This window comes from Ensifer sp. PDNC004 (assembly GCF_016919405.1).
Lineage (GTDB): Bacteria > Pseudomonadota > Alphaproteobacteria > Rhizobiales > Rhizobiaceae > Ensifer.
Genome location: NZ_CP070353.1, coordinates 3,408,047 through 3,422,132 on the forward strand (window position 1 = coordinate 3,408,047; position 14,086 = coordinate 3,422,132).

18 protein-coding genes are annotated in these 14,086 nt (G+C 63.2%); 10 read left to right on the top strand and 8 right to left on the bottom strand.

Annotated features, from left to right (window positions below):
• Positions 1-21: 21 nt before the first annotated feature.
• Both JVX98_RS24670 and JVX98_RS24675 read left to right on the top strand, forming a co-directional pair.
• Complete coding sequence (locus JVX98_RS24670) at positions 22-798, top strand: MetQ/NlpA family ABC transporter substrate-binding protein (protein WP_205237713.1); 777 nt, start codon at positions 22-24, stop codon at positions 796-798.
• A gap of 110 nt (positions 799-908) precedes the next feature.
• Positions 909-1,316 (top strand): GFA family protein, encoded by a 408-nt coding sequence (locus tag JVX98_RS24675; RefSeq protein WP_246764947.1) that lies wholly within the window; start codon positions 909-911, stop codon positions 1,314-1,316.
• A 257-nt stretch (positions 1,317-1,573) separates the two neighbouring features.
• Here the strand turns inward: JVX98_RS24675 and JVX98_RS24680 are convergent, their stop codons facing one another.
• The 3 genes from JVX98_RS24680 to JVX98_RS24690 all read right to left on the bottom strand — a co-directional run bounded on the left by JVX98_RS24680 (position 1,574) and on the right by JVX98_RS24690 (position 4,018).
• Complete coding sequence (locus JVX98_RS24680; protein WP_205237714.1) at positions 1,574-2,530, bottom strand: rhodanese-related sulfurtransferase; 957 nt, start codon at positions 2,528-2,530, stop codon at positions 1,574-1,576.
• A 109-nt stretch (positions 2,531-2,639) separates the two neighbouring features.
• Positions 2,640-3,548 (bottom strand): CHAD domain-containing protein, encoded by a 909-nt coding sequence (locus JVX98_RS24685; RefSeq protein ID WP_205237716.1) that lies wholly within the window; start codon positions 3,546-3,548, stop codon positions 2,640-2,642.
• Positions 3,545-4,018 carry a CYTH domain-containing protein gene (locus tag JVX98_RS24690; protein WP_205237724.1) on the bottom strand — a complete coding sequence of 158 codons (474 nt, stop codon included), beginning with the start codon at positions 4,016-4,018 and terminating at the stop codon, positions 3,545-3,547. Before JVX98_RS24690 ends, JVX98_RS24685 begins: the two co-directional genes overlap by 4 nt.
• Before the next feature lie 201 nt (positions 4,019-4,219).
• On the opposite strand from JVX98_RS24690, the gene JVX98_RS24695 reads away from it, so the two are divergent.
• The 4 genes from JVX98_RS24695 to JVX98_RS24710 all read left to right on the top strand — a co-directional run bounded on the left by JVX98_RS24695 (position 4,220) and on the right by JVX98_RS24710 (position 6,830).
• Entirely contained in the window at positions 4,220-4,858 is a 639-nt protein-coding gene (locus JVX98_RS24695; protein WP_192450806.1) for a 2-dehydro-3-deoxy-phosphogluconate aldolase, read from the top strand.
• 192 nt (positions 4,859-5,050) lie between these two features.
• Positions 5,051-5,764, top strand: a complete 714-nt coding sequence (locus JVX98_RS24700; RefSeq protein ID WP_043619545.1) for a tellurite resistance TerB family protein — start codon at positions 5,051-5,053, stop codon at positions 5,762-5,764.
• A 121-nt stretch (positions 5,765-5,885) separates the two neighbouring features.
• Complete coding sequence (locus tag JVX98_RS24705; protein WP_205237725.1) at positions 5,886-6,581, top strand: GNAT family N-acetyltransferase; 696 nt, start codon at positions 5,886-5,888, stop codon at positions 6,579-6,581.
• Between the two features lie 42 nt (positions 6,582-6,623).
• Positions 6,624-6,830: a hypothetical protein gene (locus JVX98_RS24710; protein ID WP_205237726.1), complete on the top strand. Its 207-nt coding sequence runs from the start codon at positions 6,624-6,626 to the stop codon at positions 6,828-6,830.
• 22 nt (positions 6,831-6,852) lie between these two features.
• Here the strand turns inward: JVX98_RS24710 and JVX98_RS24715 are convergent, their stop codons facing one another.
• The 3 genes from JVX98_RS24715 to JVX98_RS24725 all read right to left on the bottom strand — a co-directional run bounded on the left by JVX98_RS24715 (position 6,853) and on the right by JVX98_RS24725 (position 9,529).
• Positions 6,853-7,896: a nickel/cobalt transporter gene (locus JVX98_RS24715; RefSeq protein ID WP_205237727.1), complete on the bottom strand. Its 1,044-nt coding sequence runs from the start codon at positions 7,894-7,896 to the stop codon at positions 6,853-6,855.
• Positions 7,890-8,534: a DUF1007 family protein gene (locus JVX98_RS24720; RefSeq protein WP_192450802.1), complete on the bottom strand. Its 645-nt coding sequence runs from the start codon at positions 8,532-8,534 to the stop codon at positions 7,890-7,892. Before JVX98_RS24720 ends, JVX98_RS24715 begins: the two co-directional genes overlap by 7 nt.
• Before the next feature lie 101 nt (positions 8,535-8,635).
• Entirely contained in the window at positions 8,636-9,529 is an 894-nt protein-coding gene (locus tag JVX98_RS24725) for a LysR family transcriptional regulator (RefSeq protein ID WP_043619535.1), read from the bottom strand.
• Between the two features lie 695 nt (positions 9,530-10,224).
• Here JVX98_RS24725 and odc2 point away from each other — a divergent pair.
• The 4 genes from odc2 (at position 10,225) to JVX98_RS32730 (ending at position 12,990) form a co-directional block, all read left to right on the top strand.
• Entirely contained in the window at positions 10,225-11,364 is a 1,140-nt protein-coding gene (odc2, locus tag JVX98_RS24730; protein WP_246764948.1) for an ornithine/lysine decarboxylase, read from the top strand.
• A 191-nt stretch (positions 11,365-11,555) separates the two neighbouring features.
• Positions 11,556-12,146 (top strand): GNAT family N-acetyltransferase, encoded by a 591-nt coding sequence (locus JVX98_RS24735; RefSeq protein ID WP_192450799.1) that lies wholly within the window; start codon positions 11,556-11,558, stop codon positions 12,144-12,146.
• A gap of 193 nt (positions 12,147-12,339) precedes the next feature.
• On the top strand, positions 12,340-12,807 hold the full coding sequence (locus tag JVX98_RS24740) for a LysE family translocator (protein ID WP_371826533.1): 468 nt from the start codon (positions 12,340-12,342) through the stop codon (positions 12,805-12,807).
• A gap of 24 nt (positions 12,808-12,831) precedes the next feature.
• Positions 12,832-12,990 carry a hypothetical protein gene (locus tag JVX98_RS32730; RefSeq protein ID WP_371826534.1) on the top strand — a complete coding sequence of 53 codons (159 nt, stop codon included), beginning with the start codon at positions 12,832-12,834 and terminating at the stop codon, positions 12,988-12,990.
• 6 nt (positions 12,991-12,996) lie between these two features.
• On the opposite strand, the gene JVX98_RS24745 is transcribed toward JVX98_RS32730, so the two are convergent.
• The gene (locus tag JVX98_RS24745; RefSeq protein ID WP_192450798.1) at positions 12,997-13,404 is read right to left on the bottom strand and encodes a VOC family protein; all 408 of its coding nucleotides are present in this window, start codon (positions 13,402-13,404) and stop codon (positions 12,997-12,999) included.
• A gap of 144 nt (positions 13,405-13,548) precedes the next feature.
• Complete coding sequence (locus JVX98_RS24750) at positions 13,549-14,070, bottom strand: hypothetical protein (protein ID WP_246764949.1); 522 nt, start codon at positions 14,068-14,070, stop codon at positions 13,549-13,551.
• Between the last annotated feature and the right edge of the window lie 16 nt (positions 14,071-14,086).

Genomic DNA, 14,086 nt, shown 5'->3' on the forward strand with positions numbered 1-14,086 from the left:
AACGTGAACAAGGAGACCACCATGAAGAAGCTTATCATCGCGGCAGCGATTGCCGCTCTTTCCGCCGGCGCGGCATTCGCCGAGACCATCAAGGTCGGCGTCACGCCGGGCGAACACGCCCAGATCATGGAGAAGGTGAAGGAAGTCGCAGCTCCCAAGGGCCTCGACATCGAGATCCTCGAATTCTCCGACTACGTCGTTCCGAACCAGGCTCTGGCTGACGGCGACCTCAACGCCAACTCGTTCCAGCACCAGCCCTATCTCGACAACCAGATCGCCGATCGCGGCTTCGACATCGTCAGCGTCGGCACCACCATCACCACCCCGATGGGCGTCTATTCGCAGAAGGTGAAGAGCCTCGACGAGATCAAGGACGGCGCCACGATCGCGATCCCGAACGACCCGACCAATGGCGGCCGCGCGCTGCTCGTTCTCGCGTCCAAGGGCCTGATCAAGGTCAAGGAAGAAGCTGGCCTCAAGGTCACGCCGGCCGATATCACCGAAAACCCGAAGAACATCACGTTTGCCGAGCTCGACGCCGCCCAGCTGCCGCGCTCGCTGCAGGACGTCGACGCGGCCGTGATCAACACCAACTACGCGATGGAAGCCGGCCTGCATCCAAAGAAGGACGCAATTGCGATTGAAGGCGAAAAGTCGCCCTACGCCAACGTCATTGCCGTGCGCAAGGCCGACAAGGATGCGCCGTGGGTGAAGACGCTGGTCGAATCCTACCACGACGAAAAGGTGCGTGCCTTCATCAACGACACCTTCAAGGGCGCGCTGATCCCGAGCTGGTAAGCATCTCGCCTAAGCGAACCATCGACCGCGCGCCGCACCCCGGCGCGCGGTTTTTCTTTGACCGCATGACTTGCATGGCTATCCTCCTGGCACTTCGAGGAGGACGAACCATGAGTGTCATGAAGGGCGGATGTCTCTGCGGTGCGATCCGGTACGAGCTGAAGGCTCAGCCTCTCTTTTCCGGCTTCTGCCATTGTCGCGACTGCCAGCGTACGACCGGGACCGGCCATTGCTGCTATATGATCTTCGACCGCGCCGATGTGACGATGTCGGGTACAGGCCGCGGCTACGAGACGCGCGCCGAAAACGGCAATCCCTCGATCCGCTATTTTTGCGAGACCTGCGGCAGCCAGGTATACGGCTCAGGTCCGCCGGATGATCCGCGTGTGTCGATCTATGCCGGCACGCTCGACGACCCCTCGGTGTTTCGCCCGACCGACGCGATTTTTACCCGTAGCCGCCATGAATGGGACCGCAGCGCGTTGGCGCTTGAGGAATGCGAAGCGTTGCCGGGTTGACTGCGTTCGCGAGTGAAACCGCCCCTCACCCTCTCCCCGCAAGCGGGGCGAGGGGACCTGCCACGCTTGGGCGCCGCGGACCGGAGCTCTCGGTACTCGCGGACCGCCTGCAAGTCGCAGGCGCAAGGTGGGGTTCGTTTTGTGGGCTGGAGCGATGCCGCAAGTCCCTTCGCCCCGCTTGCGGGGAGAAGGTGCCGGCAGGCGGATGAGGTGCGCTTCCCTCTCGCGCCAGCGAAAGGTGGACGCCCAAGCGGATATCAGCTGCCGAGGTGGCGTTCGCCACGCTTCCTGGCCAGCTCGATCTGCTTCTGGCGCTGGCGGTAGCGTTCGCGGTCCTCGTCGGTGCGGACCTCGTGGCAATGAATGCAGGCGACGCCGTCCTCGTGGTGTGGTGAAGCCAAGTCCGCCTTGGTCAACGGCTGGCGGCAGGCGTGGCAGAGCGTGTGCTCGCCTTCCTCTAGGCCATGGGTGACGGAGACGCGGTCGTCGAAGACGAAGCAGGCGCCTTCCCACAGGCTTTCTTCCTGCGGAACTTCCTCGAGATATTTCAGGATGCCGCCCTTGAGGTGGTACACCTCGTCGAAGCCCTGTTCCTTCATGAAGGCGGTCGCCTTCTCGCAGCGGATGCCGCCGGTGCAGTACATGGCGATCTTCGGCTTGTTGTGCAGGCCGGTGTGGTTGCGCACCCAGTCCGGAAACTCGCGGAAGGTCTTGGTCTGCGGATCGACCGCACCCTTGAAGATGCCGATCGCCGTCTCGTAGTCGTTGCGCGTGTCGATGACGATCGTCTCGGGGTCGGAGATCAGCGCGTTCCAATCCTTCGGATCGACATAGGTGCCGACGATCTTGTTGGGGTCGATATCCTCGACGCCCATGGTGACGATTTCCTTCTTCAACCGCACCTTCATGCGCAGGAACGGCATGGACGATGCACGGCTTTCCTTGTGCTCCAGTGCGCCGAATTCGGGCTGCGCGCGCAGGAAGGAGAGCACCGCGGCGATGCCGGCATCCGTGCCGGCGATCGTGCCGTTGATGCCTTCATGCGCCAGAAGCAGCGTTCCCTTGACGCCGTTTTCGTCGCAGACGGCCTGCAGCGGTTCGCGAAAATCGGCGAAACGCGGGAAGCGTGCGAAATGATAGAGCGCGGCCACCAGAAACTGGCCATGCGTCTCACCATGGGGCTCAGGGCGCGGGGTCGTGAAAATGTCGGTCATGGCCGGTGCAAATACAGCTTTCGCGCCGCAAGCGCAATCGCGGCGGGGCCCAGGGGCACTCTGTCGCGGCGCGGACAGTCGGTCCGCCCGCCGAAATTTCGCCGAAACATCAGCGCGCGGCGTCGAGCCAGAGCAACCGGATCGTTCGGCTTTCGTCGTCCGGTTCCTCCTGGAAGACCTCGGCGGCGAGATCAAGAGCGTGCTTGCGCAAGCTTCCCTGTCGGTCGATGACGGCCGCGATGAGGTGGGCCTGATCCTGACTGTTACCGGCAAGCCCCGGATCCTCGTTGATCAACTGGGTCATGACCGCGAGATCGTTGAGGTGCCCGAGCGTGTCGACCAGCGCTTTAGCCTCGGTACGCTTGGCCTGCAGGGCGGAAGGCCAGACCGCGTGCATCAGGCCGAGATGCATGCGGTAGTCCTGCGCCCGCTTTCGCAGCTCGTGGAACGCCGGGGCTTCCGAAGTCTCGCTGCATGCCTGCCTGGCGCGCTTGGCCCGCCTCAGAGTGCGCCGCCATCCCTTCGTCAGCCGGTCTGCGGTCTTGCGGCGTCGATCGTCGAATGTCACTTGGCTGAGGGCCTGCAGTGCCTGCTCGCAGCGCACGATGGTGGCTGCCACGCGGTCCTCGATATCGGTCGCGCTTGCGGTGATGCGGTCCCGGCGGGTCGTCAGCCGCTCGCAGACATGGTCGAGCGCCCGTTCTTCCTCCTCGTTGCACGCGGCTGCCTTGAGGTAATGGGCGTTCTCGACCAGTGCGGCCGCGTCCCGAACGGTTGAGAGGTTGCGGGCCATGTCGCAGATGCGCGCATTTTCATGCTTCTGAAAAAGCGGCACGTCCGCTGCGACGAGACGGTACAGCGAGCGCAGGCGTTTGAAATTCTTGCGGGCGTCATGGATCGCCTCGTGCACCCCGTCAGGCCGATCCTCGAGCGTCATCACCGCCTGTGTGAGCTGTTCGGCGGCGATCGTGCGGAAGTCTTCAGAAAAAGGCCGTCCAGGTTCGAAGGCGTAAGTCATGGTTGCGGTTCCGTCAGTCCTTCGGTGGCGAGGGACTGGTTGGAGTAGCGGCGATCGCCGGTAATCTCCTGCCCGACCCAATCGGGCAGCGCCGGCATGTCGGTCTCGCGCTTCATTTCCACTTCCGCAACGACGAGGCCCTTGAGCGCGCCTTCGTAGACGTCCACTTCCCAGGTAAAGCCCTTGTGCGGCACGCGGTAGCGACGTTTCTCGATAACGATCCCGACCGCCTGGGTCAGCATCTCGCGGGCATCGTCCATCGGCAGGTCGTACTCGTATTCGTTTCTGACCAGTGCCGACTTGCCGATCTTGATGGTCAGCCGCGCCCATTTGTCGCCGTGGATGCGCACGCGCAGCGAGCGGTCGTCCATGGTCACGACATAGGCCTGCCTGAGGTCAATGCCCTTGTCCGCACGCTCTCGCCACCCATCGGAAGCGACCAGAAACTTGCGCTCTATTTCCTTCGCCATGGAAAATCCGCCATTTCGAGGGCCCGCGGCCTTCAACCTATCGCTTTCACGCAAAGGCTCAAGTCATCTCTTTGTCGCAAGTTGCATATTACCGTTGCCTTACATGCGAAAGCCGCGCTCCCGCCGCCTTGGGTCTCGACAACCGGTGGCCGGGGGAGTATGCGGAGGGCATATTCAATCGTTTTAAAAAGGACGATCGGCATGAGCGCGAAATCCGACAGGCTTCTTTCCATCCTCAAATTGCAGCCGGTCGTGCCGGTTCTCGTCATCGATGACGTCGCCACTGCTGTGCCCCTGGCGCGCGCCCTGGTCGCCGGCGGTTTGAAGGCGATCGAAATCACGCTGCGCACGCCGGCAGCGCTCGAAGCGATCAGCGCCGTTGCCAACGAAGTGGAAGGTGCCGTTGCCGGCGCCGGTACGATCCTCAACGCCGCCCAGTTCGAAGCCGCGGTCGAAGCCGGCTCGAAGTTCATCGTCAGCCCCGGCACGACGCAGGAACTGATCGATGTGGCCAACGACCACGAGGTGCCGCTTTTGCCGGGTGCGGCGACGGCGAGCGAAGTCATGGGTCTGCGTGAAGAAGGCTACGACGTCATGAAGTTCTTCCCGGCCGAGCAGGCCGGCGGTGCGGCCTACCTCAAGTCGCTGTCCTCGCCGCTTGCCGGCACGCTCTTCTGCCCGACGGGCGGCATTTCCCTTGCCAATGCGCGCGACTATCTGACGCTGCCCAACGTCGTTTGTGTCGGCGGCTCCTGGGTTGCGCCGAAGGAACTGGTTGCCAAGGGCGACTGGGCCGGCATCACCAAGCTTGCGGCAGAAGCCTTTGCCCTCAAGGGCTGAGCAACAAAAGGCACGATCCGATTTCGAAAGCCGGGCGAGAGCCCGGCTTTTTTGTTGGAGGCGCATCTCTCGCGCGAATTTGTATTTCCGCTGCAACGTTCCTATGTCTCACTCCATTCGACGGCGCGATCGCGGGCGGCGCGCCATCCCATTTGTCTTCACACGCCCGGAACCGACAAGGAGCGAAACCCGATGTTCGACGCGAAGAAATTGCTGGATCAGTTTCTGGGATCGCAAGTGCCCGGTGCCGGCGGCACGGTGCGCGATCGCGCGACCCAGGCGACGCAGCTTGCCAAGGACAATCCGCTGGCGAGCGGCGCCATCGCCGCTGTTCTGCTCGGCACCAAGTCGGGTCGCCAGCTGGCCGGCAACGCCGCCGTGCTCGGCGGCCTCGCGGCGATCGCCGGCCTCGGTTACCAGGCCTACAAGAATTATCAGGCCGGCAACACGCCCGGCGGCGCAACGGTCGCCAAGGGCGACCCGGAACTTCTGCCGCCGCCGGCCGATTCCGGTTTTGCCTCCGCGCCGGAAGCCGTCAGCCATGATTTTGCGCTGACGCTGGTGCGCGCGATGATCGCCGCTTCGCGCGCCGATGGGCATATCGACGATGCCGAGCGCCAGCACATCATGGACAAGCTGTCGGTATCGGGCCTCTCGGCCGATGCCGCCAGCTTCCTCGAGGGCGAGCTTGCCAACCCGGTCGATATCGACGCGATTGTCGGCGCGGCAAAGACCGAAGAGGAGCGCGTGGAGGTCTACACCGCGTCGCGCCTGACGATCGAGCCGGAAACCCGTGCGGAGCGCGGCTATCTCGACCTGCTCGCCGGCCGCCTCGGACTTCCCGATGCGCTGGTCGATCACATCGAGGCGACGGTTTCGGCCGCCAAGGTGCCGGCCACCGCGTAGGGGATCGGTTCGGCCGGCATGGTTTCATCACCGGTTCGAACAGGGGTCATCACCAGTTTGAATTTGTGTCGGCCGCCACTCTGGCCTATGCCGAAGGGCAGGGATGAAGGAGGAGCGGCGGATGCAGGACCTGAAGAACTGGAAAGGGTGCCCGGCGCCGAAGGGCGTCGCGCTCGAAGGGCGTTTCGTCAAGCTTGAGCCCTATGAGCGCGACCGGCATCTGCAGGATCTCTGGGACGGCCTCGGCGGCATGGCGATCAATCCGCTGCTGAAGTATTTCGCGCAGCCGGACTTCGCCGGGATCGAAGACTTCGACGCCTGGCTGACGGCGGCTCAGCAGAAGTCCAGCTGGGTCACCGAAGTGTTCCGCGACCAGGCAACCGGCATTGTCGTCGGCATGGCCAACTACATGCGCCCCGATCCGGCCAATGGCGTCGTCGAGGTCGGCTCCGTGGCGCATGGCGCTGCCATGGCGCGGTCGCCGCTTTCGACCGAAGTCCACTACCTGATGGCAAAACACGTCTTTGAGGATCTGGGCTACCGCCGCTACGAATGGAAGTGCAACAGCGACAACATGGCCAGCCGTCAGACGGCGGCACGCCTCGGTTTCACTTTCGAAGGCATTTTCCGGCAGCACATGATTTCCAAGGGCGGCAACCGCGACACGGCCTGGTTTTCGATGATCGATAGCGAATGGCCGCTGCTCAATGCCGCATTCGAAACCTGGCTTGCAGCTGATAATTTCGATGAAGACGGTCGCCAGAAGCGGCGGCTTGAAGATATACGCTCGGACCTGGAGCGGCAGGCGTCGAAATAGGCGCCGGCTGCTCAGGCCGCAGCAGACAACAGCAGGGAAGTCATGCAGAACAAGGAAAAGTCACCGGCGATCGCCGCTGCGATCATTCTCGTCGTCGCCGGCCTCGGCTTCTTCGTGTTGCCGTCCATCATGCTCAAGCTCGGGAATATCTCGCCCTGGCTTGCCGCCGCCTTCGGCGTGATCTTCGTTCTCGGCTTCTTCCTGCTCTTCTGGCTCCGCGCGCGCTACCAGCGCAAGCGCGGACTGTGACGGCCTGATCAGGCCGTCTGTGTCAGCTCTGTAGCGCCGCGCCGAGCAGCGCCAATCCCAGCAACAGAACAAGGACAGCGCCGGCGATCTCGATACCGTTCGAGATCCGGGCAGCCGCCGCGCCGTTTGCCGCATAACGGAGCGCAAAGCCCTTGGCGGTAACGGCCATGGTGGCGAGAATCGAGACGGTGATCGCCGTGCCGATCGACATGGCGAAGACCGAAAGCACGCCGCCGAGGTAAAGCCCGTTCAGGAGTGCGAAGGACAGCACGATCAGCGCGCCGGAGCAGGGACGCAGGCCGACGGCGATGACCGCCGACCAGGCTTCGCGCAGCGCAAAACGATCGCCCTTCAGCATCGACGGATCGGGGGCGTGTCCATGGCCGCAGCTCGCGCAGACCTCGCCCGGACCATGGCTGTGCCCGTGGTGTTCATGACGGTGGCTGTGATGATGATCGTGATGATCGTGATGGTGATCGTGCGCGAGATGGACCTGCCCGCCGCCGGCCACGGAAGCCGGACGCAGCATCGACCGCAGCTTGCGCAGGAGCAGCCAGCCGCCGAAGGCAGCGATCAGTGCGTAGCTCGCAATCTCCAGCCAGCGCGTCGCGCTGGTCATGCTGATCGATGAGCCGCGCAGGATGAGGTAGACGGCGCCGATCAAAAGGATCGCGACCACGCCCTGCAGGATCGAGGAGAGGAAGGAGAGCAGCACGCCGCGCTTCAGCTCCGTCTCGTTGGCGATCATGTAGGAGGAGATCACCGCCTTGCCATGGCCGGGGCCAGCGGCATGCAGCACGCCATAGGTGAAGGAGAGGCCGACCAGCGACCAGAGCTGCCAGGGGTTCTCACGCATCCCCTTCAGCGCGTTGGTCATCAGCCGATAGAAGCCCTGCTGCTCCATGTTGATCCAGGCGAAGAAACCGCCGAGAAAACCGGTCGTCTTGAACGCCGGCTCGGCCGTGCCGATGCCGAGGGGCGACTGGGCCGCGGCGATCGTTGCGGAGAGCGCCGTGACGATGAGCGCTGCCGTGACCAGGCGTCCAATCCCGCGGGTATTCAGCATGAGATCTCGATCCTGGTTGCAAAGAGCTTCGACATGTCGGTGCCCGTCGGATCGCTCCAGAAGGCATCGGTCAAGGTGTCCTTGTTCTCGGCGAGAACTTCGTCGGGATCAGGGCGGACGACCTTGTGCTCACAGGCATTGATCTTGTCGCCGACGACCGTCAGGTCATCGTCGTTCGCGAAGTCCATCGCGGTATACATCGTTGGATCGTAGACTCCGAAGGAGAGCTTGCCCTTGAGCGGCATCGGCTCGGCCGGCTTGACCGCGAACATCATCAGCAGTTGCCCGTCCTTGTAGTCGACGGTGATGTGGTCCGGTTTGTTGACCTTGATGGTTTTGCCGTTGTCGAGGATCGTCGTGTAGTAATTGTACTCGGACAGGGACTCCATCACCGTCTGGCCGACTTCCGCCAGCTCGTCCGGATCGAGTGTCGCGTTCGAGTTCTTGTCGAAATCGAGCACGACGCTGGAGGAGAACAGTTCGTCGAAGCGCCAGACGTTGCGGAGTTCGCTGATCTCGTCCTTGTCGTCGGAGACCACCTCGAGGCGCGCTTCCGCAAAGATATGCGGGTGAGCAAAGGCCAGCGACGGGGCAGCCAAGGTGGCAAGGCCGGCCATGACGAGGCATTTGGTTCTCATGTGGCGGCAATCCTTTCGGCTGGAGCGATCGCTCCGCGATTCGTTTCCGGGAATGTACCGGAAATGGGACAGAATTGGGACTTTGAGGCTTAGGTGACCGATCACCGCGGCTTGCGGAACCAGGCGTGCAGGAAGTCGACGAGGGTCCTGACCTTGGCCGGGAGGTAGCGGCGATGCGGATAGATCGCATAGATGCCGCGGTCGCGGGGCAGGAAATCGTCGAACAGCGTTACGAGTTCGCCGGTGGCGACTTTCGGGCGGGCGATGAAATCCGGAATGATCGATACGCCGAGGCCGGAGACGGTGGCCCTGAGGGCGGCAAGCGGGCTGTTGACCTCGATCGGGCCGCTGACGGGCACGGTAAAGGCAGAACCGTCAGGCTCGACGAAGCGCCAGTTGGAATAGGAGCGGCCGTTCGTATCGAGAATGCAGGGCAGCTTGGAAAGGTCCGTCGGGTGAGCGATCGGGCCAGCCTTTTCCAGGAATTCGGGGGCGGCGCAGATCAGCACCTGGAAATCGTCGAGCTTGCGGGCGATCAGCGTCGAATCTTCGAGCCGGGTGATGCGGATGGCGACGTCGAAGCCTTCCTCGACCAGATCGACGAACCGGTCGTCGGAGATGATTTCGAGCGAGAGTTCGGGATGCTGCTTGCCGAAATCGACCAGCGACTGGCCGATCTCCGCATCGACGAAGGTGCGCGGCGCGGTGATGCGCAGCCGTCCCTTAAGGTCGGAATTGTTGGCGCGCACGAGGTCGGCGAGATTGTCGATCTCCTTCAGGATCTCCGACGCGGTGCGGTAATAGGTGTGGCCGGCTTCGGTCAGCGAGAATTGCCGTGTCGTGCGGTTGAGGAGCAGCGCACCCAGTTCATCCTCGAGTTCGCGCACATATTTGGAAAGCAGCGCCTTCGACTTGCCGACACGCCTTGCGGCGGCCGAAAACCCCTCGGCGTCCACGACATCGATAAAGGCGCGGATACGGGTGAGTGTGTCCATGGCGATCTTTCTTTCGTGCTCTCAATCGTGCTTCGCCGATTCGCCGGCGAAGGCCTCTTTCCGCGTCGATGATGCCGGCGGCAGATTGTCCGTCGCTTGCGTCATCGCGCCGGGTTCCGCCGTTGGCGCCGGCTTTTCGAAATAATAGTCTTCTTTCAATGCTTTAGATCGGTGATCGATCCGGCGGTTGTCGTTCAGGATTTGTGAACATCGACAGTTTTGCCCGGTTGGAAAAAAATTCAACCGCGGTTGTGAAAAAACTCTTGATTACGACGGGCTTTTTTCTTACCTACGCCCTTGCCCAAAGTCGCACGTGCCTGTGGGTGTCCGCCGACCCTCGATTAGGTGAGGGTATCGGTAAGGTACCTGGAACTAACCCCTCCAGTCGCTATTCCGGCCAACCGGGAAATGCGAGGACATCTTGAAGCAACGACGGTGCGGGCCTTTCTGGTGTCTGCCGGCTTTCCAACAGCCGGGGTTACTGAAGAGGCACACCTTCATTGCCGGAAGTGCGGTTGGGTTACCCCCTCCAATCCATGGCAGACAAAGCCGAATTGAAGCCTAGGCGGGCTTTGATTCACCGTTCGCGCATCGAGCGCATGCATGGTTCCGGGGTCTCCACCGGCTGGTTCCAGAGCATGTGCGCGTATGCCCTTTGTCCTCCGCGAAAGCGGGGCATCTTGGATCAGGGGAATATGGCCATGACCACGGCTCGCATCATCGACTTCATCAACACCCGACGACCGGAAGGCCCGTGCCTTGTTGTCGACCTCGACGTCGTGCGCAACAATTTCAAGGCTTTCCGCCACGCGATGCCGGACAGCTCGATCTATTATGCGGTCAAGGCAAACCCGGCGCCGGAAATTCTGCGCCTGCTCGCCGGCATGGGTTCCTCCTTCGATTGCGCGTCCGTCGCAGAAATCGAAATGGCGCTCGACGCCGGTGCGACCGCGAGCCGCGTCTCCTACGGCAACACCATCAAGAAAGAGCGCGACATTGCCCGCGCCCACGCGCTTGGGGTCAACCTGTTTGCGGTGGACAGCCACGAGGAAGTCGAGAAGGTTGCCCGCGCAGCCCCCGGCGCCCGCGTGTTCTGCCGCGTCCTGACCGATGGCGAAGGCGCCGAATGGCCGCTGTCGCGCAAGTTCGGCTGCGTCCCGCAGATGGCCGTCGACGTGCTCGTCTACGCTCACCAGCATGGCCTCGTTTCCTACGGCGTCTCGTTCCATGTCGGTTCGCAGATGACGAAGCTGGATGCCTGGGATGCAGCGCTCTCTGATGCCAAGCGCGTCTTTGTGCAGTTGGCCAAGCAGGGCATCGAGCTCAAGATGGTCAACATGGGTGGTGGCTTCCCGACGAAGTACCTGAAGGACGTGCCGACGGCGGAAGCCTACGGCCAGGCGATCTTCGGTGCCCTGAAGAAGCACTTCGGCAACCACATCCCGGAAACGATCATCGAGCCCGGCCGCGGCATGGTCGGCAACGCCGGCGTGATCAAGGCGGAAGTCGTTCTCGTCTCGAAGAAGTCGGACAACGACGCCCATCGCTGGGTGTTCCTCGACATCGGCAAGTTCGGTGGTCTCGCCGAGACCATGGACGAGGCGATCCGCTACCCGATCCGCACGGCGCGCGACACCGACGAAATGGAACCTTGCGTTCTCGCCGGCCCGACCTGCGATTCGGCCGACGTGCTCTACGAGAAGAACATGTATCCGCTGCCGATCACGCTTTCGATCGGCGATGAGGTTCTGATCGAAGGCACCGGTGCCTATACGACGACCTACTCGGCCGTCGCTTTCAACGGCTTCGAGCCGCTGAAGGCCTATGTGATCTGATCCGGTCTGCTCCCGTCCTTGGGCGGGAGCGCCATTTCACAATTTTCGTTCGGTCCGCCTGAAGCGGTTACTGCATAATTCCTTAAATCGGTTTCGATTTAAGGACAAAATTATGCAGCAGCTAAAGGTGTTACAGCGACCTTTGCGCGTCTGAATAGACGCGCGGCGCTGTCGTATGACGGGAGGCCCCGATGGCCGCTGTTGTTGACGCTCTGCGCGCGTTTTTCGCGCCCACTACATTTGTAATCGATGCCGAGAATCCGGGCGACGTCGTCGCGCGCGAGAACCTGCTCGACCGTGCCATGGGGCCGGAGCGGCGTCGCAAGTCGTCGGAGAAGCTGCGCAGCGGCCGGCTGCCGGCCGAAGGCCTTGCTTTCGTCGCCCGCGATGTCGACGGTCACGTGATCGGCACCGTGCGCCTCTGGAACGTCGAGGCCGGCGTCAGCCGCGAAGGCCATGCAGTGCCGGCGCTGCTGCTCGGTCCGCTCGCCGTCGACCCGGCGCATGAGGGCAAGGGCATCGGCGCCATGCTGATGCGCGCTGCCATCGAAGAGGCCAAGAACCGCGGCCACGGCGCGATCCTGCTCGTCGGCGACGCGGCCTATTACGAGCGCTTCGGCTTTTTTGCCAGCCGCACCCAGCATCTCGTCATGCCGGGTCCGTTCGAACGCGACCGGTTCCTGGCGCTCGAGCTTCGCGACAGCTGGCTCGAGGGTGCTGCCGGCCTGATCGTCGCCAGCGGCCGCAAGCTCGCCATGCCGCCGGTTCGCCGCGCCGCCTGAGATCGCTTTCCGTCGCCAACCCTGCAGTGACGGATTTTTCGCTGCTCCCTCGCTGGTTCGATCTGATCGGCGAGGGGGCAGACGCATGCAATGCCGGGCGCTCCCTGCTGATGGGTTCGTGATCTTCCTTGACAATGCGGTGTCGCTGACCTGACCTTGCAGACAAGGCCTTGCCGCAAGCCGGTGGGCCCTGTTGCAAGCGGATGGAAGTCTCGCGCATGGATCCGTTCATTTTCGGGCAGCGACCCTGCTGCCCTTTCTTTTGACATCCTTCATCATCGAACTGACGCCGGGGCCGAACATGGCCTATCTCGCCATGGTCGCGGCCTCGGAGGGGCGCAGGCCCGGCATGGCGACCGTCGCCGGCGTGGCGCTGGGCCTCGCGATCGTCGGCCTTGCCGCCTCCTTCGGCGTTGCCGAGTTCGTCGGTCAGTCGGACATGCTCTATGGGGCGCTTCGCTGGGCAGGCGTCGGCTTCCTGCTCTATCTCGCCTTCGAAGCCTGGAACGGTGACGGCGAGGAGGCGGGGCCGAGCGGCAAGCCCGCATCCTTCTATTTCCGGCGCGGCCTGATCACCAATATGCTCAATCCGAAGGCGGCGCTGTTCTTCGTCACCGTGCTTCCGACCTTCGTCGACGATACCCGGCCGCTATTGCCGTAGCACCTGACGCTTGCCGCGCTCTATGTGGGTGTTGCGACCGCGGTTCACGCCGCGATCATGCTTCTGGCCGGTGCGTTGGAGCCGGTCCTCAACTCGCCGGCACGCGAGCGGCTGGTGCGGCGCGTGCTCGCACTGATGCTTGATGCCGTCGCGATCTGGTTCGGCTGGTCAACGCGCCGCTAAGACGGACTAGGACGTACTCTGCGTCTCGCGGGCATCGTAGCAGACGAAGGCCAGCTTGTTGCCGTCGGGATCGCGCACATAGGCAGCGTAGAAGCCATCGCCATATTGCGGGCGGAAACCCGGTTTTCCCTCTTCGCTGCCGCCGCGCGCCATGGCTGTTTCGAACAGCCGGTCGATCACGCCGGGGCTCTCCACCAGGAAGGCGGTCATGGCGCCGTTGCCGACGGAGGCCGTCCCGCCGTCAAAGGGATGGCAGGCAAAGAAACGCGGCGCCTTGTCATCGTCCTTACGGCCCCAGGAGGAAACCTGCTCGTCGCAATAGCAGCGCTCCTGGCCGATCAGCGCCATCACCGGATCATAGAAGCGCTCGGCGCGCCTCAGGTCCGCCGTTCCGACCATCGTATAGCCGATCATGCCTGTCTCCTCGTCCTGCCTGATGGGTGTGGTCCCTTTCGGTGGCAAGTCGTCTCACACCTGCTTTAGGCACGCAACAGCGGCGATCGGGATTGGAAGGAATGACCGATCGCGTCCGCGTCACCGTCCGCTTTTTCACGCGAGCTATTTTCCGCCGAGATAGGCACGCCCGCGGCCGGACAGGCGATAGCCGACATCGAGGCTTTCGGTGAGGCCGAGCTCCTTCAGTTTGCGGATGTGCGCCTTGAGCTTCAGTTTTTCCATGCCGATGGCGGCGCTCAGCTCCGCCGCAGTCGTTCCGTCACGGGCGGCGATCAGTTGCAGCACCGGACGGGTCCAGGCCATGCCGGCGCCGTCGTCGAAGCGCGTAAGCTTGCGGTCGATTTCTGCCCGCCCTTCACCGTCGAGGTCGGCCGCTTCCCGCAGGGCGATGCGCGGGTCGTCGCCGGCCCGGTGGAAGGCGATGCGGTAGCAGCGCCCTTCGGCGCGCGCGGCCAGTTCCTTCGCGAGGGCGGCGCGATCGGCAAAGCCGGCCTTGCGGGCATCGCTGTCGGTAATCGCGCCTTCCTCGATCTCGTCGACGGCATCGATGGCGAGAACACCGACTGCGGTACGCAAGGTGCCGCCGGCCTTGACCGTCGGCTTGGTCCAGCGTCGGAACGCCAAGGTCGCGTCGCCGCTC